The organism is Bacillus cereus group sp. N21 (assembly GCF_016483395.1).
In the GTDB taxonomy this organism is placed as follows: domain Bacteria; phylum Bacillota; class Bacilli; order Bacillales; family Bacillaceae_G; genus Bacillus_A; species Bacillus_A pseudomycoides.
On sequence record NZ_JAEHBX010000057.1, the window covers coordinates 1 to 22879 of the forward strand.

Sequence of the window (22879 nt, forward strand, 5' to 3'; positions counted from 1 at the left end):
TCTCTTTCTCTTTCTCTTTCTCTTTCTCTTTCTCTTTCTCTTTCTCTTTCTCTTTCTCTTTCTCTTTCTCTTTCTCTATTTTAGCTGCAATCTTTGAAAAACTCTTCTCTATATTTTTGGTAATTGCAGCTTTTGCTTTCGGATTTTTCACTTGATCTAGCACTTTTGCTAATGCTTCGATGTTGTTTCCGATGTGCACTTTTACTTTCGCTGCTTCTTTTTCTTCTTCGCCAGCAGGTTTTTCTGTTTCTGCTTTCTCTTCGCCAGAAAGCTTATCTGCTTTTTCTAAGTCTTCCGCCGCTTTTTCTAATGTATCTTGTGTAAGATCGCCTTTTCCTTTTTCAATTAGTACACTTGCTTCAGTAATTCGTTCCGCGGCTTGCTCAGACAATAGCTTCGCTTTCTCTAAATCGTTTGTCGCAAGAGCCATTTTAATATCTTCAACCATAGTTTTCACAAAATAAAAGACGTCACCTTGTACTAAAGATGTTTTTTCAGTTTCCGTTGTTTTTTCAGTTTCCGTTGTTTTTACCGCATCTGTGTTTTCGCTAGCATACGCTGCTGTTCCCATCAGAAACGGGCTGCATGCCATCATAGTTACCATAGTGCCTTTTAATAGTGTTTTTTTCATAATGATTTTTCCTCCATTTGCTTTCTTCACTATACATATTCGGAGGAAATAAAAATTTTATAGGGGTCAAAAAAACATTTTTTTATAAAAATAGATAAACAATTTTTTTCAAAAATAAAAAGCTGACAATTTCATCAACTTTTTCATAGATTCATATGTAAAAATACTCGCATTCATTTTATCTCGCTATTCGCGGGCAGTAAAACCCTCACATATCAATATTCTTTATGGGGTAGCACCACATCGCTATCAAGCCAATAAAACAAAATACCCCCTAAAATGAAAAAATACGCTATTCTTTCTGTAGAATCATAGGAAAGGATGGCGTTTTTGTATGTCTATTTCTGTATCTGATGAATTACAACTATTTGCTCAAGAGATTCAAAGCTTTTTATCTCCAAATATCTTACGAGATTGTTGGTTTCGTACAACTGTTGCTTTGGTATAAAGTTTGATCAAAAACCTCTTACAAACTCACATTCTATGGTACACAAAAAGAATCGATTTTGAAAAAAGATTGATCAAAATCGACTCTTTCTTTGGGATTGTGTGTACAGTTTTTATAAAAAAGTTTGATCATTTTCTGCCCGTGTTTCTATACAATTGCGCCCGTTTATGAAGTCAGGGTTTATTTGATACGCGTACTTTTTTAACCTTGTATGTATGAATCATCCCCTATATTCATCTTTTTTTATTACCTTAAATTCACCTGATTTATCTACACTAAACATAACATAACTCTCCTTACCATCATGTTGTCCACCTGAAGAACTTCTGGGCTGAAGTACTATATTATAAACACCTTCTGTTAAAACATTACTCTTTTTAAAGTCATCCATAACACTTAGGATATCCGGTATATTCCCCTTATTTTTTTCGGCGTTATAATAATAATTAAAATTCACAACCCCCTTATAATAAGAATTAATTCTAGATTCACTAATTTTTAAAGTTTTAATTAATTTTTTTGTGTTTAATTCTTGGCTTTGTTTGAACTTTGTAAGTAATTCTTTTTCCTGCTGTTCATCAATAGTAAAGTTTAAATAGTAATAGAAATTTTGTTTCTCCATTTCAAATGCGTCAGTAGATTCACTTAATAAGTTATATTTTTTAATAATTTTATTTGATTGTTTTAAAACATCACTATGTTGTTGAATATAAGCCCCTTTAAATATATCTAAGAAGACATACTTACTATCCTCTTCATCTATCTCATAAGAATTTCGGTCTACGGTTAAATAAGTAGTAGTATAATACGGTTTTTTTATTTCTACATAAGTTTGAATATCCCCTCCTTCAATCCAATTATCATGTGCAGAAAGAATTTTAAACTCTCCATCTTTTATCCCATAATGCTCTGATAAATAATCTCCTACCGGTTGTTGGAGTTTTATTTTTGTAAAAACATCAGTAAATAAATATAGTAGTAGCACACTAAACCCTACTATAAAAATAGTTGCTATTACTTTCTTCACTCTCAGTACACCTGCTTCCTATAACAAATAATACTTTCAACATTCCATATATTATTTAATCACAATTTATATAGAATTATCCTATTTTTTTGTTTTAGAATGGATATTGTTCTAATTTTTGGTTTGGAATAAAGTTTGATCAAAACTTCAGGAGTTTTACCGTGGCAGCTTTACCTGATGATGCAAAACGGTGCAACTTTTTTACAAACGGTTAAACTTTATTCAAAACGGTACGAATTTATTTCAAAGCAACAATAATTGCAAGTAATCTCTAAATCTTGGACATACTGATACTATTACTCTAAAAAAGGTGCGTGATCAGTATGGAAAAGCGAAATTTATTCAAGTGGAAGCATTATCATCATGATATTATTTTGCAAACAGTAAGATGGTACCTACAGTACAACTGGTTCCGTTGCAAAAACTTCAAGATACATGCAAGTAACCTCTAAATCTTGGACATACTGATACTATTACTCTAAAAAAGGTGTGTGATCGGTATGAAAAAGGAAAAATTGTTCAAATGGAAGCATTATCAACCTGATAGGATTTTTAGAGAGGCGTATAAGTATGAACTGAACACCCCTATTTTTAATCACTTTTTTAGGCATTTCTCATATAGTGAAAATGACTATGATTTTGATTCTTTTTATTTATCATCCATAAGTCATACAATTGTTTAGCACATATATAAATAAAAAGATGGGAGCCCTACGATGAACAACACTCAAACTTTAACGCCCCCAAATAACTCTGAGGAAAACCAAAGAAATATTAGTTTGCAAACATTAAGGGTCATTGGACTCATTGTATTAATTAGCGGTTACATCATTGTCACACTCTCTGAAGTAGGTGAACTGAAGAACCTTTTAATGAACCCAAGCACTAGCAATACATTAGATGAAGCAGACGCTTTTTACATATTCCCTTATCCTATATGATGTATATTTTCTTCACTGTATTTTGTCCTATTAATTGCTTTCATAAATAACAAAATACTACTTATACCAACTAAAAAATATACAATGCTCATTCCCCATGATGCTATAAAAGAACCTAGCATAATCCCTAGTGCTCCATTCATTTTTGCCACCTGAAAGACCATACCATTGATTGCCATATAAGAACTTCGAGCATCATCTGGAACCATATCGGCCATAATGGATTGCCGAACTGGCACATACATCATCTCCCCGATTGTTTGGAAAAGCCCTGCTATTAATAAGATCCATAAGCTATCACTTGATCCAATTATTGTAAATCCAATTGTATAGATGAATAAGCCAACATATAGGATTTTCAGGTCATTAAAACGTTTCATCATTTTAATAACAAGTGCTGAAAATAAAACAATCAAAATCGTATTCTCCGCAGAAATCCAACTTAGCATCCGAATACCTGTTAAATCAAAACGAATATCATTTCCAAATGCAAATTGAATTGTTTCAAATTCCTCTTGCAAGCGTACACCTAAATAATTATTAAGCTGAAATTCTAACGATAACGTACATATACTTGCTAAACAAAATATCAAAAATGCCCGGTCTGTCATAACAACTTTATAACTTTCAACCATTTCTTTTAACACATGCTTCTTTTTCATCGTTTTCTGAGTTACATATACTTCTTCCATATATACTGAAATTAAATACAACGTTAGCAATGCTACTGCAGTCAATAATATAAAGAGTTGCAAACGATAATGTTCGAATAATAACCCTCCGAATATAGCCCCAATAGCAATCGATAAATTGATTGCCCAATAATTAATACTGTACATTACTTTTCTATTCTCCGGTGTACTCACATCAATTAGCATCGCCTCTGTTGCGGGATTCATGAGTCCTGAACCAAGACTATTCGTTAACATAAAAATGAAAGTGAGCCAAGGTGAATCTACATAATCTGAATTCGCAATTCCCATACAAGCAATCGAAACAACTTGTATCACCTGCCCTATAATCATAACCTTTTTCCGCCCTAATCGATCTCCAATATAACCGCCATAAAGCCCAATAATCAGCGCTGCCATTACGTTTACTAATAATAAGACGCCTGCAAGGACACTACCCAGCTTTACTGAAAAATAAATCGCCATAAACGGGAAAATCATTGTTGATACAGTTCGTGTTAAAAATGATGTTATAATTCTAATTTTTATATTTCGATGCATACTCCAAAATCCCATTGTTTCTTCCCCCTTATGTGTATTCATTTTACTTTGAAAAAGTGGAAGAAAAAGGTTAGAATATTCTAAAGAATTTCCCCTTTTATTGGGAAGGAGTCGTTTAAACATGAAAGTGATGGATTACTATACTCAACTACGATTGCATGATCCAGAAAAACAATACATGCAAAATAGCTTGCAAGAACTAGCCGATATTTTATATTGCAGTACAAAAAACGTGAAAATTTTACTGAGAAAAATGACTGAAGAAAAATTAATTACGTGGACACCAGGACGAGGACGAGGAAATAAAAGTGAAATTCTCTTTCTCCATACCATTTCAGAAGTAGTTATACCCTATGCTGAATCCCTCTTACAACAAGATAAATTAAAAGAGTTATTTCTTCTTTTAAAACAACCATTTCCGACTTCCCTTCGAAAAGGCTTAGAAGAAAAATTACAACAGCATTTTGGATACCAACCTTTAAACGATATGTATGACGTGTTAAAGATACCTTGCTCAAGAAAAATATTGCCACTTGATCCAGCATTTGCAGCTGTAACAACAGAGAGTCATCTCATTAGTCAAATTTTTGATACATTAGTTACTTACAACTACGTCACAGAAGAAATTGAAACACACCTCGCACATACATGGGAGGTTAGTGACGATCAACTTACCTGGACTTTTTATTTACGAAAAGGCATCCATTTTCATCATGGAAGAATCTTATCTTCTAAAGATGTTCAATTTTCATTTGAAAGATTACAACGTGTACACTCTCCTTATGCCTGGTTAACTGAAGAGATTGTGCAGATTGAAACACCATCACCACTACAAATAAGCTTTCACCTTCGAAAGCCGAACTTGTTTTTCCTACGTTATGTAAGTTCGATGCAATTAGCCATTTTACCTCATGATGTAACAATACAAAATCACCATTATATCGGGACGGGAGCTTTTAAATTACATTGTTATGATGAAGATCAAGTTATATTAGAAGCGTTTACGGATTATTTTAAAGAACGGGCGTTGCTTGATCGTATTGAGTTTTGGCGGATTCCGGAACATGCACAAATACATACACACTATGAACTACCAAATACTGAATATACAAAAGAACACGAAGTACAAATAGAAGAAACCGGGTGTATATATGCCGCATTTAACTTTACAAGACCTGGTCCACATCATGATATTTATTTTCGAAAAGCTTGGAGAGAAATATATGACGTTGAATCGATTATTCGTGATTTAAAAGGTATGCGGACTATCCCCGCATCAAGCTTCTTTCCAAGTCGAAGCCGAGCAGCAACGAAACAATCTTATTCTTTATGCAAAGCAAAGGAATACCTGAAAAAAAGTACATATCAAGGTGAAACTATACATATTTACTTTTTCTCTTTTAAAGATAGTGCTCATGATGCAATTTGGCTAAAAGAGCATTGCCAAAACTTAGGCATACAAATGGAATTACACCCTTTTCCAGTCTCAGACTACTCGAATCGTTCTATTGATCAAAACGCCGATATTATTTTAATGGGGGAGGTTTTTAATTCAGATATAGAAATAGCTTTTCTCAATGTATTTAAAAGTAAAAGCTGTTTTATCAACCGTTTTATGCATCCTCACTATCAAAAACAGATTGATTGTTTACTAAATACATTCTTAGCCGAAGAAAATAAGGAACATCGTCATAAACTTATATTCGAAATTGAAGAATTCCTTCGAACGGAATACATTATCCTATTTAATTATCATGTTTTAAAAAAGCAAACATATCCCTCTTCTTTAAAGAACGTAACCATTGATTCTTTTGGCTGGACGGATTTTTCAAAGTTATGGATTCACCATATGGAATCAGCTAAAGAGTATTGAAATCAATTCACTTAACTATTTATATATACTCATTTTAAAATTCCGGTATATAAGTCGCGGTTATGAAAACAAAAGAAGTTCTTCACTCATTTTCTCCTTCTGTTTTCACATGGCATAGGGCTAAAAAAGGCACTGACTGCCCCTACGCATGATCGGATCCTCTCTCCCGCCTAAAAGAAATGGTTTTACGTCGGTCTTTCAATCCGCATTTATATAATATGGATAACTTGCATAACCGTAAAACCTCAATCTTCAGATTGAGGTTTTACTAGCTATTTATTTTTAAAATTTAGGAAAGATTCACCACTTCTTTTACATGCATTTCAAGTTCTGCTAAAAACATATCAATATTAGGATTTTTGACTACATCATAGCACGCAAAACTCTTTAAAGGACTCATACCAATAAATTTCTGTACTCGGTGCAAATGACCAATTGCTTCTTCTAAACTCTCACCTTCAAAAAATTGTGAGGAATCTTGAAACGCTGTTTTAGGTGCATTCCATGTAGTGGAAAACATATATTTTTTCTCTGTTAATAACCCTCCTGCTCCATATTGATCTCCTCCTTTAAAAAAGAGGCCGTACTCATATACTTCATCCATATACGTTTTAAATAATCCTGGTACACTAAACCAATAAATCGGTGTTTGATAGATAATAACATCCGCCCATAAAAACTTTTGTTGTTCTTCCTTAATATTGTATCCATCTTGAATAATCGTTGTTTTCACATGACTCTTTTCACTTAGTAGACTGACCATGCGATCAACCAATGTTTGATTTAATTTCCCTCCGTCTGCACTATATTTTTGATGACCATTTATTATTAATATATTTTTCATCATTTTCTTCCCCTTTATCTTTTATTGATTGAATTGCATATATCTAAATCCACACTTTTTCGTACCGCTATCATTTAGTTCTCAGCTACTACTCCAAGTTGTTGCATAAGAGTAAGGTTATCTTCTAGATGCCAATCTTCAGTAATTTTTCCATCCTTAATACGTAAAATATCAATGGCAAAAAAGTTAATCGGTTTTCCATCATGTGTTCCTGTAAAGGAAAGACGAGCTGTGATCTTATCACCAACCACTAATAAATCCTCAATTTTGCAATGTATATCTGGAACGACTTTACGAAAGTTTTTCGCAGCAAACGCTAAGCCTTGAGGACCTTGTGGGCGCCCTTTTGGCAACGTATTATCAAAGAATTTCTCTGTAACGGTTTGCGGAATAAGCTCCTCATTACCAGTATCCCAAAATGCATAAAAACGTTGGGCTGCATGAATCATTGCTGTAGCTTCTTTTTGATTTAATGAAGGATCGATTGTCATTGTTTTAGGCTCTGGCTTGCCTTTCAACAATTGAATTTCACTTTTAGAAGCAGACATTTTTGTATTGCTGCACGCAGTAAGTACGGTACCGATTATAACAATACAAATTACGAGAAAACTAAATGACCACCATAACTTTTTTGTTTGATTTTTTATTTTCATCATAGTCACCCCCTTAGTTTAGAAATTATTTGTGACTCCTAATGCTATTTTATATCCAGTAGTTTCCCTTTTGGAAGTAGTGATATTTTTTTCATATAGTTACTAAAAGGATAGTTTTGTGATACTATAAAGTAAATCAATTAAAAAAATTTTTATGGAGGCTATTTCCATGAGCAATGTATATCCGATTGTATTAACGAAAGGTTCACCTGGTATACCTTGTCCTATTGCAAAAACACTTGACGTAATTGGAACAAAATGGACATTTTTAATTATTCGTGACCTTCTTATTGAAGGAACATTGCGATTTAGTGATCTACAAAAATCAATGGATGGTATCAGCCCAAAAACACTTTCACTTCGCCTTAAAGAATTAGAAAGTCAAGGTATTGTAACAAGAAAAGTATATCCTGAAGTTCCTCCCCGAGTGGAATATACCCTCACGGATAAAGGGAAACAATTAGAAGGTATTTTTATCGAATTAAAGCGCTTTGGGCTAACTCTAGAAAACTAACAAAAAAGGACCCGTGGGTCCTTTTTTGTTAGTTAAAGTACTTTAAATTTTTTCCGCTCCGATTCCCCTTATATAATAAAAAACTTTCCGAAATGTAACTATATGAAATAAATATCACTACTTCAAATATGGAATTCTTCAAACTACAATGATGGCAACAAAGTAAAAACGAAATAATTAGGAGGCATAAAGATGCTAAAAGGAAAAAAAGTAGCTATTATTGGCGGGAGTTCAGGTATTGGTTTAGAAACAGCAAGATTGGTATTAGCGCAAGGTGCAGATGTTATTATCGCCAGCCGATCCGAAGACAAATTAAAAGAGGCACAAAAGGTATTAGCGGGAAATGTAACAACTTATACACTTGATATAACAAACGAGCAACAAGTACAGTCATTCTTTGAAGAAATAAATACAATCCATCATTTAGTTATTACAGCAGCTGAAACATTCGGAGGAGCTTTCCTTGATACAGAAGTAAGCAAAACGCGCCAGTTGTTCGAAAATAAATTTTGGGGACAATTCTATGCTGCAAAATATGGTGCACCTAAGATTACGAAAGACGGATCAATCACATTATTTTCAGGCGTAGTTGCCTATAAAACAATGGCTGGTTCAGCTACGCTTGGTGCAGTAAATGCAGCAGTCTCTAATCTTGGAGAAACATTAGCATTAGAACTCGCTCCTATTCGCGTAAATATCGTCTCTCCTGGCATTATTGATACACCGTCACGTAGCAAAATGCCGCTGAAAGCGCGGGACAAATTCTATAAGGAGATAGCAAATAAACTCCCTGTCAAACGAGTTGGACAGGCAAAAGATGTAGCTGATGGTGTACTATATTTAATGCAAAATCAATTTGTCACTGGAACTACTCTTCATGTTGAAGGTGGACATACATTAATTTAATTAACGAGGAGGCTATCCCCTCCTCCTTCTGTTTATCTTAATTATCTATTTCATACTAAACCTCAAATCACATACCGAATCATCGCAACTTCATCACAACAATCAAATTTCAGACAATGTCTGCAATCAATCCACACTTTTTCAGGTAGCGATTCCTTATCAACAAAATCAAATCCACACTTCTTAAAAAATGTAGTTTGATACGTTAAAGAAATGACCCTTCTTACCTTTATTTTAGAAGCCTCACTTATTACATGATTGACTAACATACGTCCTAACCCTTTACCTGCATATGTATCCGATACGACTAATGATCGTATTTCGGCAAGATCTTCACCTAAAACATGTAAACCGACAACTCCTAAAATTTCCCCTTCCTCTTTCACAACATACAAACACTGTAGATATTGGTAAAGAGACAAAAGTGAACGCGACAGAACAACTCCCTCTTTCGAATATATTTCTATTAAGTTATATATTTCTTTCACATCACTTGTAATCGCGTTAGAAATTTGCATAATATATCTCCTTAACATAAAAATAAATATTCACAACTTATAATGTATATTAATTTATAATTTTATATAATAATACACACTTCCATCCGAACACGTCAATTATTATTCTGAATTTTTTATATAAAATGAAACTTTAATCAGTGGGGGTTTTCTTCATCCCCCACTGATTATTAGCCCTTACCAATCGGGCTTTTACGGGCAATTGATCCCCCACCTATCTCCTCGTTTCTCTCTGAATCTTGAGATGAGGGTCTTACTGCCCGTTAATGCGGGATAAAAATAAATACCGATTTCTTCTATATACCCATTTCAATTTTCGGCTATTTTTTGACCATGCTATTAAAATATTGACATAATGCGGGTTAAAGTGGAATTTGAGATTTGAAAAGACATATATGATGATTTCAGCGTGTCAAAAATCTAATTATAATACGGTTGCAATGTTGAGAAATGCATACTAAAAGACCTCAACAACTAGAGGTCACTTTGAAACTATAACTTGATTTTCAATCTTACTTTTAACTAGCAACAAAAACCACCATACGAATAAAAATAAATAACCTATGGTTGCGAATATAGACCAGATAGCCCCTTGTTGTAATTGATTTATTAAATGTTCAAATTCATTAATTCCTTCCGCTCTTCCAATGCTATTTATCAAACTAATTATTGGAACTGTTATAGCAAAAACAATGGCTAAAATGGACAACCTTTTCATTTTCTTTCGTATAACATAAAATATTGCAGTCCCTAATGTTATTAATAAAAATAAATAATATGTTGCCCAAAACCAATTAGGAAGAGTCTCCCAATACATTTCTCCACCCCCCATATTTACATTATTCGGAATCACATTTATCGGAAAATATATAACATATTTTAACAGGGAAACAATCTAATACAAATACAACAATCTTTTAGAAAATATCCTAATTTCCCAAACATATAAACCACTGCTCCAGAAACAAAACGAGCCCCACCGCTTCTATCCATGATCGGATCCTCTCTCCCATCTAAAAAATGGTTTTATATCTCATTCAGTACTTGTTTTTGAATCTCGTATTGGTAATACTGTAGAATATTTAATTTCACGCAGCGCTAAGCTCGTTTGTATTCTTGTAATTCCGAGCTTATTTAACTTTCTAATAAAATGTTCCAGTTCCTTTCGATCCCGATTCGCAACTTTTAATAAATAGTCGTACTCTCCTGTTAAACAATGACATTCTAGTACTTCAGGCATAGATTCCAGTTCTCTTTCCAATACTTCAAGTTTTTCAGATTGATGAATATTTGTACTCATAAAAATAAAGCATAATAAATCGAATCCAAGCTTTTCTTGATTTAAAATCGCGACTTGTTTATCGATGAAACCTTCACCTTCTAGCCTTTTTATTCGTGCATGCATCGCAGCTGGCGACAAATTAACACGACGTGCAAGTTCGGCATTACTTACTTGTGACTCCTTTTGTAAAATATCTAAAATCTGTACGTCTAAATCATCTAACACTTTAATAACTGATGACTCCATAAAAACCCTCCTTTTCTTTACCGACGATTCTTCGGAAAAACATATAATACACTGAATGAAATTGAATAAAATTTTTTAATTATAACCCTTAACAAAACATTTTATTGAATTTTCACCATTATACAAAAGAATATATTAGATAACAAAGAAAAATGCTAAAATTATTTACAATTCATACGCTATAAATCCATTTTGTGTTTTCAACACATAAGTCACTGCTATGAAAACAAAAAAGGACATACACTCATTTTCTCTTTTTGTTTTTACTCGGCATGGGGCTAAAAAAGTACCTGACCGCTTCTATCCATGGACGGATCCTCTCTTCCCCCAAAAAAGAAAGGTTTTTTATCAGTTTTTCAATTTATACACTAATAAAAGGAGTTCCAAACTATGCCTTATTTTTATGTATTTTTATTATTGCTAACAAGCTTACTATGGGGGGGGAATTTCGTCGTTGGAAAATCACTTGTGGGTCATGCTTCTCCGATGACTCTCACAAGTTTAAGATGGATCATTGCGATTGTTTGTCTATTACCAATTGTTTGGTTTAAAGAAAAGAAACTTTTTCCACCACGTGCCGCTATTCTTCCCTTACTACTTATGGGAATCACCGGCGTTGTTCTCTTTAACATTTTTCAATTCTTAGCGTTAGAAGAAACATCCGCAACAAACGTTGGACTTATTTCTACGTTAAACGCGATTTCAATTGCACTCTTTTCATCTTTATTCTTAAAGGAAAAAATAAATATACTTCAAATTCTTTCTATGATTCTTTCTTTTTTTGGTGTAATTCTCGTCCTTTCAAAAGGAAATATCGCACTGTTATTTTCATTACATTTTAATAGTGGAGATTTGTGGATGATGGCTGCGGTTTGTATTTGGGGCATTTATTCTGTTTGTAGTAAATGGGCAACAAAAACAACTACGCCGATGATGGCAACTTTGTATTCAGGAGTTTTTGGCGTTATCATATTGCTTCCATTTAACATACCAAACTTTACGGTCTCTCATATTAATGCTTCATTTATCACTTCAATACTATACACAGGCTTAATTTCAACTGTGGTCTGTATGGTGTTTTGGAATATTGGCGTTCAAAAATTAGGAGCAACTACATCAGGTATCTTCCTAAATTTCAATCCAATTTTCACTGCCGTTTTAGCGTTTCTTTTCTTAGGAGAAGAACTAACTTGGATCCAAATCTTTGGGACGATTATCGTTGTTACTGGCTGTTATTTATTTTCTCATTTTAAAACAGTTGCTCATCAGCCTAGCCAAACTTTAGTACGGCAGCACTCTTAATAGATCAACATCGCCATTATCTTTAACATAATGGCGATGTTTTTACATTCTTCACTTTTTACTTCTCATTTCTTTTAAATACTGCTGTTCTTCTGCTGGCGATAAACGTTCTGTTGCTTTTCCAGTATCACCGCCTTGAATTTCCCAAAAAAAGTTATGTTCCTCAACTGTTTGCGAAAACTCCCCTCTTTCCCAGCGTTCTAAAATGGAAAGTAATTTTGATTTATAATTAAAATTTTTGCTACTCTCTACAGCTTTCTTTGCATTACGAATTTCCTTTTGTGTCATTTCAATAAATCCCCATTTCTCAGAGGATTTTACTTTTTGATGTACCATCTTATGCATAGTAGATATGATTTCATCTTCACTAACTCGCGGCGTTTCTTCCACTACCTTCTTTTCCTTTTGAGCAATTACTTTCTGCTCCTTTAAACGTTTATCCTCTACTTCGGCATACTCAAGAAATTTATAAGCGCCAAATATAACACCCATTACAATTGCGATAGTCGTAATCATCCCTATTATCCATTTTTTCATAGTATGTATTTTGATATCTCCTCTAATTGTTACAAAAACAAATGAAATAGCCTGCAAATAGCCGATTCCATTTGTTTATCATTTTTAAGCTTTCATCGCTTCTCTAACAACGTGACTATCCACATATTGCTTGAACTTTACGATTTTTCCATTCTCAAGCTGCCATACATGAACGAAATCTGCTTCAAATGCTTTGCCAGTTTCTTTATAAATTCCCGAATAAACTCCTTCAGCAATGATGACATCTTTTCCTTCTACTTCATGGTACATATTTACGCTTGCTTTATAATCATTCCATTCCGATCCTAAACGACTAAATACATTCTCCATTACTGCTTCCACACCAATATATGTCCCACCGTAAGGAAAACCTGCTGCTTCTGTCCATTCCACATTTTCAGCAAGAGCTTCTAGTAAATGTTTTGCATTAGATGAAGATGGCCCTTCATATGTGCTTCGGATAATCTCTAAATTTGTTTTTTGTTCCATTATTTCTTCCCTCCAAATGCATTTGCTGCTAAAACAAGTCCGATTTCTAGTACTTTTACATTTGGAAAGTGTTTCTTCATTGCAGTTTGAATTTCTTCACTTGAAAGGTTTTCCGCAAGAACCTCATCAAATGCGATTAAATATTTACGAGTATGTTCAATTGCATCTTTCTCTCCATAAATAATCGTTGATGTAACTTGAAAGGCTTGTTCAGATCCTGTAAAGACTTCTAAATGTAATTTTGACATGTTGTTTCCTCCGTTTTTCTATATACATTTACACTTTTATTATTTTATATTTCCTTACTTGTTATAATAACCCTAAGTTGTAACTGAAATAGTTACAACTAGACCAAAAAAATATGCTATCTATTTACAACTCACACTTCATTGCTAATTACTCCGTTGTAATAATTATAGTTACAACTAAGTGCCAAGTCAATACTTTAATATCCAAAAAATTCCCCAGCGAAATAGATATATACAAAAACACTGTTCTTTTCATAAATCTTCTTCAGAAAAGAACAGTGCTTTATATAATAATTTATTTTGCTTTGAGTACTTTTTCTTTTAAGAAACGATCTACATACCCTTCTGCTTTTACAACAAATAAATACGCACCCATTGCTAATAATGCAAGATCTAATTCATATCCAGGATTCTTTCCATCTCCTAATAAACCAGCTGCTCCGTTTACCTTTACAATTGCACCAACCAAGATAAGAGCAAATAATAATCCCACATATCTAACACCTAAGCCAATGATTAATAATAGACCACCAACTAATTCAAATGTTGCAACCCCATATGCGAGACCACCTGGTAAGCCAATGCTTGTAAACCAACCTGCTACATTATCAATACCTGATTGAAACTTTGCTAAGCCATGTGCAAAGAACGTAACTCCTAACACAATACGAATAATTAAATTACCAATATATTGATTCATTCTAAACTCTCCTTTTTGTTTTGTTATATAAATATTTTATTCACAAGACAAAACAATACATTGTTTCTTTTTATTCGTCAAATACTTTTTTTAATAGAAATAAAAAAACATTATCCATTTTACGGATAATGTTTAACAAAAAATAGCACTCCTACAAGGCTCGACATGTGGAAATACATTCGAAAAAACATCAATAATTTTCTATTCTTTCGAGATAAGTTCAAATTTCTTTCCTGCATTTACGTAAGACAATAATGATAGATCTTCCTCGAAAACCGTTCCAATTACGTTCACCTTTTCATTTTCTGATAGATCATTTATAACGATTTGTATTTCACCTGCATATCTACCGTACAGTTCATTATCAATTGTAATACTCCCTATCTTTCTTTGAACTGTATTCATCGCTGGTAAAATAACAGTATGTCCTTCTCTAGATTCTACAGAACGAATGACATCACGCGCTGGATCAAGCCTATTCGTATGTACTCGCTCTACTGTTTCTAATACTTCTCTTTCACTAATCAGCGGTTTATAACGTATTGGAATAATCCCTTTATTTGCACTTGTAATTTCTTGTACACTTTGTAAACTCCCACTTATATCTCCAATTAATACTTTATCAACGAAGCAATCTTCCACAAGTTCCAAATATGCCTCAAGCGGGCGCATATATCGGTGTTTTTCTAATGTAGGAAGCCCTTCATATAAAGGTCCTCTTTTTTCACCATCACCTGGAATAAATGCCATTGTTTTTATACCGCATTCACGCAAAAATTGATTTTGCTTTTTTAAAAATGATTTAGCAAGCCCTGTTTCAGGACGTGGATAAAAATTATGCCATGCTTCTACACAATCTACTCTCACACTTTCCTCAAGAAGCGCATTCCAAAATGATTCAGTAATTGTACTAGCATTTAATGCAATCTTCATTTTGTGTGATATACGTGCAATTTGTTTCGGATCTATACCATAATCAATACGTAACCCAGTAATCCCCCAATCTAATAGCTGTTCCACATTTTCATACATAAGACCTAAATGGTGTAAAGAATTTGGTGAAACATCCACCATTAGTTCCATCTCATATTTTTCCGCTTGCTTCCCAAGTATTTGTATTAACTCTTTATAAATTGTAGGATCGTCTTCTGGAATATGAAGAGAAGTAAAAATAGACGTAAAGCCGTATTCGCTTACCGTTTTCAACCATTTTTCTTGCTCTTCTATCCGGTCCTTTGAAAGATATATTGAAACTCCTATCATAGTAATCTCTCCTTCTACTTATCATGAAAAAAAGAGAAAGGAATCCCTTTCTCTATATGTTCTCTGCCATTTCCTCTTTAAACCCGAAGAAATACGTAAAGATAAAACCAAATACATAAGCAATGACAAGACCAAGAAAATATAATAAATATTTATTATCAGCGATTAACGGAATTAACGATAATCCTGATACACCAATTCCGAGTGAAGCCGTTTTCATAACTGCCTGGAATGCACCGCCAACAGCTGCACCTAAACAAGCCGTAATAAACGGCTTACCAAGTGGTAATGTGACCCCATATAATAAAGGTTCTCCAATTCCTAAGAAACCAACCGGTAGTGCTCCTTTAATTACATTACGAAGACGCTTATTTTTCGTTTTTACATAAATCGCAATCGCTGCCCCAACTTGCCCCGCTCCTGCCATCGCTAAAACCGGTAGTAATGGTGTTACATGAGTTTGATTAATAAATTCCATGTGGATAGGTGTTAGACCATGATGTAGTCCCACCATAACGAGCGGTAAAAATGTTCCTGCGAGTACAGCTCCTGCGACCGCTCCCCCGACATTTAAAATTGCATTAATACCACTTGTAATTCCATCAGATAGGAAACCAGCCACTGGTTGAATTGCTAACATCGTTACTAAGCTCACTGCCAATACCGTAATAAGCGGAGTCACTATAATATCCACTGCATTTGGTACTGCCTTTCGTACTTGTCTTTCCACTACAACCATAAGCCATGCTGCAAAGATTACAGCGAATAATCCACCGCGCCCCGGCACCATTGCTTCACCAAATAGTTTCACATTTGCCATAGCTGGGTTGAAAATTAAAATACCTGCAATCGCTCCGAGAACCGGAGTTCCGCCAAATTCTTTTGCCGTATTCCAGCCAACTAGAATACCTAAGAATGTAAAAATACCACCGCCAATTAAAAGTAACATTTGCAGCCATGTTGCATTTGGATCTGCCCCTGCATTTTTAGCAAAGTTGGCAACCCCATTTATAATTCCTGATGCAACAAGACCTGGAATTAATGGAATGAAAATATTACCGATTTTTCCTAATAAATTTTTAACAGGCGTATTATTTTTCTTCTTGATTGCTGATTTCATTTCTTGGCCAAGATCTTCAAGGTGGTAATCAGCAACATCACCAATTCGTACCCCTGTCAAAGTCTCCATTTCGGCTGCTACTTTATTCACAGTTCCGGGCCCAACTACGACCTGCAATGTTTCATCTTCAATCACACCCATGACACCGTCTACTTTTTTCAAAAGCTCCATATTGACTTTACTTTCATCATGAAGTGTTAGACGTAACCTCGTCATACAATGTGCAATACCACGAATATTTTTCGTTCCCCCAAGTTGCTCTGTAATCTCTTTTGCCATCCGCTGTTCTTTCTTCATTGTAAAATCCCCCTCCCCACTTTTTATAATGCCTTTTTCACAAATCCTTTCGCATCTGTTAATTTTTCAAGTGCTTCCCCATATTCGCACTGTAGTAATATCATGACGATTGCTGCTTTCACATTACGCTTTGCTTTTTCGTAATATGCTTCCGCTTCTTTGTAATCTACTCCCGTCGCTTCCATAATAATTCGTTTGGAACGCTCGACTAACTTTTCATTTGTCGACTGAACATCAACCATTAGATTTTTATAGACTTTCCCTACGCCAATCATAGAAGCAGTTGAAATCATATTCAGTACTAACTTTTGTGCTGTTCCAGCCTTTAAACGTGTAGATCCTGTTAACACTTCTGCACCTGTCTCTATTTCCACGCTAATTTTTGCAAATTTACTTATCTCTGCTCCCTTATTACAGGAAATGCTAGCTGTACTTGCTCCCATAGAATTTGCATATTTTAATCCACCAATTACATAAGGTGTTCTACCACTTGCAGCGATTCCAATAACAGTGTCCTTATTACTTAACTGAATCGCCTTTAAATCATCTACTGCAAGATCTTCTCGATCCTCTGCACCTTCCACAGCTTTAGTAAACGCTTTCAATCCACCTGCTATAAATCCTTGTACCTGTTTCTCATCTGTTCCAAATGTCGGCGGACACTCGACAGCATCTAAAATTCCTAGTCGTCCGCTTGTACCAGCACCAATATAAATTAATCGTCCACCATTTTGAAAAGATGAAACAACACTTTGAACAATTTTTTCAATTTGTTCGATTTCATTTTCAACCGCTACAGCGACTTTACGATCTTCTCGATTCATTGTTTGTAAAATTTCTCTTATGCTCATCTCGTCTAAATTCATCGTATTTTCATTTCGGTGTTCTGTTGATAAATTCTCTAACATATTCTCACCTTCTCCGAAATTTAATTTCACACTTTTATTATAACTTTATGAAATTTAAAATCAATATTTATATTACATTTTATGAAACAAAATTTCTTTTTATAACAAAATTGTGTCTATTTAACCAAAATAAAAAGATGAGTTTCATCTCATCTTTTCCTTTACTTCAATTTCCGTAATCGCACTGCTTCTTCTCTTGTTTCTGTAAATTTATCCAACACTTGATTACCTATCCTATTAAATGTAATCACATACAAAGCATCAATTATATTAAGTTGCGTCATTCTTGAAGCAATACTTGCAATGCGATGATCTTGTTCTACATCTGGCATACAAAGACGGATATGTGATTCTTTATATAACGGAGACGATTGATCTAGCTTTGTAATAGCGATAACAGTAGCACCTTGTCTACTAGCATACTGCGCCATTTCTAACACATCTTTCGTCCGGCCAGAAGTTGAAATGGCGACAAAAATATCCCCTTCTTCTAAATTGGTCACAAGTGGCAACATCATATGAAAATCAGATAGCACCATAGCCGTAAACCCTAGGCGAGTAAACTTATACGCTCCATCCATTGCTGGCGTAGCTGATCCACCCACTCCATAAAATAATATTTTATTTGCTCCTAAAATGGCATCTGCTGCTTTTTCTAACTCTTTTTTATCAATAGCAGTAATACTCGCTTCAATCGCAGCCTTATTGACATATGTAACTTTATTAAATAAATCAAACGGACTATCCTCTGTGTTCATCACTGAAAAATCATTAATGTTATAATCAGCAATTGTTAATTCTCTAACGAGCGCTAACTTAAAAGCTTTAAAACTTCCTATACCAATCGTTTTACAAAAGCGTACGACACTTGCTTCACTGGATCCTGCATTATTAGAAACTTCTTTTGTCGTTAAATTAGGAACAATTTCTGCATTCTCCATAATATACTGAGCAACCTTTTTTTCAGCTGGTGAAAATTGATTCATGTAATGTTCAATTTTAAATAGTAGCGTTGACGCCTTCACCATTCATCCCCCATTCCTTACGGTTGCTTTTATTTTTCATATCCTAATTCCATATCTTGCGAATCATAAAGATAAAAGACATCTTCACCAGGAGGATGAAACACATTTACAATTCGACCTCCTTTTTGATAGACCGTCCTTTCTCCTTCCGACCACTTCTTTTCCGATCCATTTATCCAAATTGCAGCATCAGGCAAAAAGGAAATGTATCTATATCCTTTCGAATCATCTCCTGCAATATAAGAAGAGAAAACAGAAACAGGAAAATCTTTAACTTTTGATTCTTTTCCTAATGTAAATGGTAAACACATTAAAAGAATTACAACTACACATATAACTTTTTTCCATGTAATCTTCATTCATTTTTCTCCTTCTAGTACTAAAGCACACATAAATTTTAACACAATTATTACTTCGCCACTCTACACTATTACTATTTTTTATATTCATAAAAAAAGCTTATCCACATGAGATAAGCTTTCTTACCTTAGATAAAATACTTCTTCAATAACGGCGGTGTAATAATCGTCGTAAGGATAACAACAATTACAATTGCAGTGAAATTTTCTTTCGCCAATAGATTCGCTGTTAATCCATTAGCTGCGATAATCAACGCTACTTCTCCACGCGATACCATCCCAGCCCCAATGCTAATCGAAGACTTTAAGTTAAAACCTGTTAACCTCGCTCCCAATCCTGACCCCACTAGCTTTGTGATAATGGCAACAATCGTCATGATGACAATAAACCAAATTTGGTTTCCAATACCTTGAAATGTAATCTCCATCCCGATGCTAACAAAAAAGATTGGTACAAAAATCGCATAGGCAATTGGTTCTATTTTATGTTCTACTTCATGTTTATATGTTGTTTGTGAAATGGCAATCCCTGCAGCAAATGCACCAATGATACCAGCAATCCCCATTTGCTCACTATAGTAAGCAAATGAAAAACAAATAATAAGTGCTGCACTAATTAACGCCTCTGACACACGGAGCGGCACCAACATTTTCATAATCCACGGAACCACTTTCCATCCAATGAAAACAATACTTACGAAAAAAATGATTTTCTTAGCGATAACAAGTGTAATACTCACATCTTGTGTGCCTAAAAAACTCATAACAAAGGCTAATAAAATAACAACGATAACGTCATCAAATACAGCAGCCCCTAAAATCGTTGTACTTTCCCTTGTATTCATTTTCCCTAAGTCTCGTAATGTTTGAACAGAAATACTCACTGATGTTGCACAGAGCAGTAATCCTAGGAAAATGGCATGTGATTGTAACATCCCAAATGCGAGTCCCGCCAAATATCCGCCGAGGAAAGGAAAAATGATACCTCCCATCGCTACTGCGAATGAAGATTTCAAATTGCGATTTAATTCCTCCAAATCAGTTTCTAATCCTGCCATAAACATGAGTAACAGAACACCAATTTCACTAAGTTCATCAATAAGTTCAGAACTATTAATAATTCCAAAAACAGCGGGACCAATAATAATTCCAACAATTAATTTTCCTAGTACCGATGGTTGACCAAGTCTAACACTAATATCACCAGCTAATTTCGTACAAAGTAAAATAACGACAATTTCAAAATAAAACAGCATAATATCTTCTCCTACTTTATAAAATACATCTATTTTTGGTGTTAGTTTTTCCTTACATCTAAGATTTTATTTGTTACATTTTTATTTGACGAAATATTATGAATTATAATAAAATGACTACAGCAATTCTAGATTTTTTATCAAAGCACACAACTGTACCTCTATTCGCTTATGGACTATTTTGCAGTGGGCTCGTATTATATTCGCAGTTGTGAAAATCGAAGAATGAGGGGAGAGTCCAAGTGAAATCATTATTACGAAAAAAACCACTTACTACTGAATCACCACGGCAATTAGAAAGAACGTTAACTGCGTTAGATTTAACCTTTTTAGGAATTGGAGCTGTAATTGGGACAGGTATTTTCGTCTTAACAGGTATTGTTGCGGCCAAACATTCTGGTCCTGGTATTATGCTATCTTTTCTTATTGCCGCATTTACCTGTGCATGTGTGGCCTTCTGCTATGCAGAATTTGCTTCTTCTATCCCTATTTCAGGAAGCGTTTACACATATGCGTATATGACAGTTGGAGAAGTCGTTGCCTTCATTGTTGGCTGGTGTTTAATGCTAGAATATTTACTGGCAGTTGCGGCGGTTGCTGTCGGATGGTCAGGATATTTACAATCGTTACTTTCCGGATTTAATATTCATCTACCCGCCATTATCGCCTCGGCCCCTGGAATGGGAAAAGGCGGAATAATCGATTTACCAGCTGTATGTATTTTACTTTTTATTACACTGCTTCTTAGCTTCGGTGTACGCGAAAGTGCTCGCATTAATAATATTATGGTATTAGTTAAATTAGCAGTGATTATTGCCTTTATCGTAGCAGGTGCAAAATACGTCAAACCGGAAAATTGGACACCGTTTTTACCATTTGGATATGATGGGATTATTACAGGTGCAGCAACAGTATTTTTTGCCTTTCTAGGATTTGATGCCATTGCAACAGCTGCTGAAGAAACGAAAAAACCACAGCGAGATTTACCAATTGGAATTATCGGTTCCCTTCTCATTTGTACGGTACTCTATATGATTGTATCCTTTGTTTTAACAGGGATGGTTCCTTATACACAACTAGATGTTTCAGATCCAGTTGCTTTTGCGCTTCATTTCGTTGGTGAAGACACCATTGCTGGATTATTAGCTGTCGGTGCAATGACAGGAATGACAACCGTTATTTTAGTCGTTATGTATGGGCAAGTTCGCGTTTCCTATGCAATGAGCCGTGACGGGCTACTTCCAAAAGCATTAGCTCGCGTGAATCAAAGAGTTAAAATACCTCTATTAAATACGTGGATTACTGGCATTGCAGCAGCTTTATTAGCAGGATTACTAGATTTACATCTACTTGCAAATTTAGTGAACATCGGTACACTAACTGCCTTTACATTCGTTTGCTTTGCTGTACTTATTTTACGCAAAACACACCCAGATTTAAAAAGAGGTTTCCGTGCACCATTCGTACCTATATTACCAATTGTTGCAATTTGTTGTTGTCTCTATTTAATGATTAACCTTTCTGCAACAACTTGGAAAGGATTTGCTGTTTGGCTTGTCATTGGACTATGTGTATATTTCTTCTACTCTAGACGTAATAGCCATTTACTGACCAAAGAAAATAATGGTGAACAAAAAAAAGCATGAAAAACAGCTCGCTATATTAGCGAGCTGCTTTACGTTCGAGTTTGTTTTTTTGTTAACGTTTGTAGAATGAAAAATATGTCGATGCAAGCTGTAAACCAGGCCCAATTCCCTATTGATGACGAGTAATTTACAATACCAATCGTAATTACAATCATCATTACAACCAATTGGTACACAAGCTTCCAGTTTCGCATATCCATTCTCTTTTATCCCGCATGAACTGCCCACAAAAGCCCGATTAGTGTGGGCTAGCAATCAGTGGGGGATGAAGAAATCCCCCACTGATTAAAGTTTCACTTTATTATTTTGTTTCCTTCTTTTTCTTTTTCCATGCAGTTACACTATCAAAGAAAAAGTTAATAAACAATGCTCCTAATCCTGCTAATAGAAAAGTCATTAAAAACAGAACCCATTTGCTTTTATCTTTCAAAAAATAATATCCAACAAGGAGCACAACTGCAATCCATACATATTCAAGAATTCTTTTTAGCTTTTGCTCTTCCAAATCTTTCGCCCCTTTACGTTTGTTTCATCTCTCTTTATTGTAACATGAAATAATATATCGGCGGAATCACTACATATATCGGCGATACGACATAAATTCCTACTAATAA

General features: G+C 34.5%; 26 protein-coding genes and 1 pseudogene. 7 read left to right on the top strand and 20 right to left on the bottom strand.

The window, feature by feature from the left end:
* Both JDS96_RS23320 and JDS96_RS23325 read right to left on the bottom strand, forming a co-directional pair.
* On the bottom strand, positions 1-631 hold a 631-nt coding region (locus JDS96_RS23320), incomplete at its 3' end, for a DUF5667 domain-containing protein (protein ID WP_199668201.1).
* 668 nt (positions 632-1299) lie between these two features.
* Complete coding sequence (locus JDS96_RS23325; RefSeq protein WP_199668177.1) at positions 1300-2106, bottom strand: hypothetical protein; 807 nt, start codon at positions 2104-2106, stop codon at positions 1300-1302.
* 323 nt (positions 2107-2429) lie between these two features.
* Between JDS96_RS23325 and JDS96_RS23330 the strand changes: the two are divergent.
* Positions 2430-2513, top strand: a pseudogene (locus tag JDS96_RS23330) (IS6 family transposase); the annotation flags it as partial.
* A gap of 309 nt (positions 2514-2822) precedes the next feature.
* Entirely contained in the window at positions 2823-3047 is a 225-nt protein-coding gene (locus tag JDS96_RS23335; RefSeq protein ID WP_199668178.1) for a hypothetical protein, read from the top strand.
* Here the strand turns inward: JDS96_RS23335 and JDS96_RS23340 are convergent.
* Entirely contained in the window at positions 3035-4294 is a 1260-nt protein-coding gene (locus tag JDS96_RS23340) for an MDR family MFS transporter (protein WP_199668179.1), read from the bottom strand. The two genes, JDS96_RS23335 and JDS96_RS23340, sit on opposite strands and share 13 nt — an antisense overlap.
* Positions 4295-4400: 106 nt before the next feature.
* Here JDS96_RS23340 and JDS96_RS23345 point away from each other — a divergent pair, with 106 nt between their 5' ends.
* Positions 4401-6152, top strand: coding sequence for an SgrR family transcriptional regulator (locus tag JDS96_RS23345; protein ID WP_199668180.1), 1752 nt, complete (start codon positions 4401-4403; stop codon positions 6150-6152).
* Between the two features lie 289 nt (positions 6153-6441).
* On the opposite strand, the gene JDS96_RS23350 is transcribed toward JDS96_RS23345, so the two are convergent.
* Complete coding sequence (locus JDS96_RS23350; protein ID WP_033795913.1) at positions 6442-6996, bottom strand: NAD(P)H-dependent oxidoreductase; 555 nt, start codon at positions 6994-6996, stop codon at positions 6442-6444.
* Between the two features lie 74 nt (positions 6997-7070).
* Positions 7071-7652: an ester cyclase gene (locus JDS96_RS23355; RefSeq protein ID WP_199668181.1), complete on the bottom strand. Its 582-nt coding sequence runs from the start codon at positions 7650-7652 to the stop codon at positions 7071-7073.
* A 166-nt stretch (positions 7653-7818) separates the two neighbouring features.
* Between JDS96_RS23355 and JDS96_RS23360 the strand changes: the two genes are divergently transcribed.
* Together JDS96_RS23360 and JDS96_RS23365 are read left to right on the top strand one after the other, a co-directional pair.
* Complete coding sequence (locus tag JDS96_RS23360; protein WP_199668182.1) at positions 7819-8163, top strand: winged helix-turn-helix transcriptional regulator; 345 nt, start codon at positions 7819-7821, stop codon at positions 8161-8163.
* Positions 8164-8355: 192 nt separating this feature from the next.
* Positions 8356-9069 (top strand): SDR family oxidoreductase, encoded by a 714-nt coding sequence (locus tag JDS96_RS23365; protein WP_006093650.1) that lies wholly within the window; start codon positions 8356-8358, stop codon positions 9067-9069.
* A gap of 62 nt (positions 9070-9131) precedes the next feature.
* Here JDS96_RS23365 and JDS96_RS23370 read toward each other — a convergent pair whose 3' ends face one another.
* From JDS96_RS23370 to JDS96_RS23380, 3 genes are all read right to left on the bottom strand, one after another.
* Positions 9132-9587 (bottom strand): N-acetyltransferase, encoded by a 456-nt coding sequence (locus tag JDS96_RS23370; protein WP_199668183.1) that lies wholly within the window; start codon positions 9585-9587, stop codon positions 9132-9134.
* Positions 9588-10068: 481 nt separating this feature from the next.
* Positions 10069-10404, bottom strand: a complete 336-nt coding sequence (locus JDS96_RS23375) for a hypothetical protein (RefSeq protein WP_199668184.1) — start codon at positions 10402-10404, stop codon at positions 10069-10071.
* A gap of 216 nt (positions 10405-10620) precedes the next feature.
* Positions 10621-11115 carry an Lrp/AsnC family transcriptional regulator gene (locus tag JDS96_RS23380; protein ID WP_033797450.1) on the bottom strand — a complete coding sequence of 165 codons (495 nt, stop codon included), beginning with the start codon at positions 11113-11115 and terminating at the stop codon, positions 10621-10623.
* Between the two features lie 390 nt (positions 11116-11505).
* Here JDS96_RS23380 and JDS96_RS23385 point away from each other — a divergent pair, with 390 nt between their 5' ends.
* Positions 11506-12417, top strand: a complete 912-nt coding sequence (locus JDS96_RS23385) for a DMT family transporter (RefSeq protein WP_199668185.1) — start codon at positions 11506-11508, stop codon at positions 12415-12417.
* A gap of 51 nt (positions 12418-12468) precedes the next feature.
* On the opposite strand, the gene JDS96_RS23390 is transcribed toward JDS96_RS23385, so the two are convergent.
* The 10 genes from JDS96_RS23390 to JDS96_RS23435 form a co-directional block, all read right to left on the bottom strand.
* A complete protein-coding gene (locus JDS96_RS23390) occupies positions 12469-12954 on the bottom strand; it encodes a PRK06770 family protein (RefSeq protein ID WP_199668199.1) in 486 nt (161 codons plus the stop codon).
* Positions 12955-13038: 84 nt separating this feature from the next.
* Positions 13039-13443, bottom strand: coding sequence for a nuclear transport factor 2 family protein (locus JDS96_RS23395; protein WP_003195455.1), 405 nt, complete (start codon positions 13441-13443; stop codon positions 13039-13041).
* Positions 13443-13691, bottom strand: a complete 249-nt coding sequence (locus tag JDS96_RS23400) for a hypothetical protein (protein ID WP_199668186.1) — start codon at positions 13689-13691, stop codon at positions 13443-13445. The genes JDS96_RS23395 and JDS96_RS23400 overlap by 1 nt, the downstream gene beginning before the upstream one ends.
* A 295-nt stretch (positions 13692-13986) precedes the next feature.
* Positions 13987-14391 carry a DoxX family protein gene (locus JDS96_RS23405; protein ID WP_003195449.1) on the bottom strand — a complete coding sequence of 135 codons (405 nt, stop codon included), beginning with the start codon at positions 14389-14391 and terminating at the stop codon, positions 13987-13989.
* 201 nt (positions 14392-14592) lie between these two features.
* Positions 14593-15654 carry a DUF871 domain-containing protein gene (locus JDS96_RS23410; RefSeq protein WP_199668187.1) on the bottom strand — a complete coding sequence of 354 codons (1062 nt, stop codon included), beginning with the start codon at positions 15652-15654 and terminating at the stop codon, positions 14593-14595.
* 52 nt (positions 15655-15706) lie between these two features.
* A complete protein-coding gene (locus tag JDS96_RS23415) occupies positions 15707-17071 on the bottom strand; it encodes a PTS transporter subunit EIIC (protein WP_199668188.1) in 1365 nt (454 codons plus the stop codon).
* A 23-nt stretch (positions 17072-17094) separates the two neighbouring features.
* Entirely contained in the window at positions 17095-17979 is an 885-nt protein-coding gene (murQ, locus tag JDS96_RS23420) for an N-acetylmuramic acid 6-phosphate etherase (RefSeq protein WP_199668189.1), read from the bottom strand.
* 161 nt (positions 17980-18140) lie between these two features.
* On the bottom strand, positions 18141-19004 hold the full coding sequence (locus JDS96_RS23425; protein ID WP_199668190.1) for a MurR/RpiR family transcriptional regulator: 864 nt from the start codon (positions 19002-19004) through the stop codon (positions 18141-18143).
* 29 nt (positions 19005-19033) lie between these two features.
* Entirely contained in the window at positions 19034-19363 is a 330-nt protein-coding gene (locus tag JDS96_RS23430; RefSeq protein ID WP_199668191.1) for an outer surface protein, read from the bottom strand.
* A 128-nt stretch (positions 19364-19491) separates the two neighbouring features.
* Positions 19492-20619 (bottom strand): cation:proton antiporter, encoded by a 1128-nt coding sequence (locus JDS96_RS23435; protein WP_199668192.1) that lies wholly within the window; start codon positions 20617-20619, stop codon positions 19492-19494.
* A 242-nt stretch (positions 20620-20861) separates the two neighbouring features.
* Between JDS96_RS23435 and JDS96_RS23440 the strand changes: the two genes are divergently transcribed.
* A complete protein-coding gene (locus JDS96_RS23440; protein WP_003195436.1) occupies positions 20862-22265 on the top strand; it encodes a branched-chain amino acid transporter BcaP in 1404 nt (467 codons plus the stop codon).
* 29 nt (positions 22266-22294) lie between these two features.
* Here JDS96_RS23440 and JDS96_RS23445 read toward each other — a convergent pair whose 3' ends face one another.
* The gene (locus JDS96_RS23445; protein WP_026008663.1) at positions 22295-22459 is read right to left on the bottom strand and encodes a hypothetical protein; all 165 of its coding nucleotides are present in this window, start codon (positions 22457-22459) and stop codon (positions 22295-22297) included.
* Positions 22460-22566: 107 nt separating this feature from the next.
* The gene (locus tag JDS96_RS23450) at positions 22567-22770 is read right to left on the bottom strand and encodes a hypothetical protein (RefSeq protein ID WP_003195434.1); all 204 of its coding nucleotides are present in this window, start codon (positions 22768-22770) and stop codon (positions 22567-22569) included.
* Between the last annotated feature and the right edge of the window lie 109 nt (positions 22771-22879).

Excerpts from the sequence above, each read along its gene's own strand:
- JDS96_RS23335 (WP_199668178.1), top strand. The coding sequence starts at position 2,823 with ATGAACAACACTCAAACTTTAACGCCCCCAAATAACTCTGAGGAAAAC.
- JDS96_RS23340 (WP_199668179.1), bottom strand. The coding sequence starts at position 4,294 with ATGGGATTTTGGAGTATGCATCGAAATATAAAAATTAGAATTATAACA.
- JDS96_RS23345 (WP_199668180.1), top strand. The coding sequence starts at position 4,401 with ATGAAAGTGATGGATTACTATACTCAACTACGATTGCATGATCCAGAA.
- JDS96_RS23350 (WP_033795913.1), bottom strand. The coding sequence starts at position 6,996 with ATGAAAAATATATTAATAATAAATGGTCATCAAAAATATAGTGCAGAC.
- JDS96_RS23355 (WP_199668181.1), bottom strand. The coding sequence starts at position 7,652 with ATGATGAAAATAAAAAATCAAACAAAAAAGTTATGGTGGTCATTTAGT.
- JDS96_RS23360 (WP_199668182.1), top strand. The coding sequence starts at position 7,819 with ATGAGCAATGTATATCCGATTGTATTAACGAAAGGTTCACCTGGTATA.
- JDS96_RS23365 (WP_006093650.1), top strand. The coding sequence starts at position 8,356 with ATGCTAAAAGGAAAAAAAGTAGCTATTATTGGCGGGAGTTCAGGTATT.
- JDS96_RS23370 (WP_199668183.1), bottom strand. The coding sequence starts at position 9,587 with ATGCAAATTTCTAACGCGATTACAAGTGATGTGAAAGAAATATATAAC.
- JDS96_RS23375 (WP_199668184.1), bottom strand. The coding sequence starts at position 10,404 with ATGTATTGGGAGACTCTTCCTAATTGGTTTTGGGCAACATATTATTTA.
- JDS96_RS23380 (WP_033797450.1), bottom strand. The coding sequence starts at position 11,115 with ATGGAGTCATCAGTTATTAAAGTGTTAGATGATTTAGACGTACAGATT.
- JDS96_RS23385 (WP_199668185.1), top strand. The coding sequence starts at position 11,506 with ATGCCTTATTTTTATGTATTTTTATTATTGCTAACAAGCTTACTATGG.
- JDS96_RS23390 (WP_199668199.1), bottom strand. The coding sequence starts at position 12,954 with ATGAAAAAATGGATAATAGGGATGATTACGACTATCGCAATTGTAATG.
- JDS96_RS23395 (WP_003195455.1), bottom strand. The coding sequence starts at position 13,443 with ATGGAACAAAAAACAAATTTAGAGATTATCCGAAGCACATATGAAGGG.
- JDS96_RS23400 (WP_199668186.1), bottom strand. The coding sequence starts at position 13,691 with ATGTCAAAATTACATTTAGAAGTCTTTACAGGATCTGAACAAGCCTTT.
- JDS96_RS23405 (WP_003195449.1), bottom strand. The coding sequence starts at position 14,391 with ATGAATCAATATATTGGTAATTTAATTATTCGTATTGTGTTAGGAGTT.
- JDS96_RS23410 (WP_199668187.1), bottom strand. The coding sequence starts at position 15,654 with ATGATAGGAGTTTCAATATATCTTTCAAAGGACCGGATAGAAGAGCAA.
- JDS96_RS23415 (WP_199668188.1), bottom strand. The coding sequence starts at position 17,071 with ATGAAGAAAGAACAGCGGATGGCAAAAGAGATTACAGAGCAACTTGGG.
- murQ (WP_199668189.1), bottom strand. The coding sequence starts at position 17,979 with ATGTTAGAGAATTTATCAACAGAACACCGAAATGAAAATACGATGAAT.
- JDS96_RS23430 (WP_199668191.1), bottom strand. The coding sequence starts at position 19,363 with ATGAAGATTACATGGAAAAAAGTTATATGTGTAGTTGTAATTCTTTTA.
- JDS96_RS23435 (WP_199668192.1), bottom strand. The coding sequence starts at position 20,619 with ATGCTGTTTTATTTTGAAATTGTCGTTATTTTACTTTGTACGAAATTA.
- JDS96_RS23445 (WP_026008663.1), bottom strand. The coding sequence starts at position 22,459 with ATGCGAAACTGGAAGCTTGTGTACCAATTGGTTGTAATGATGATTGTA.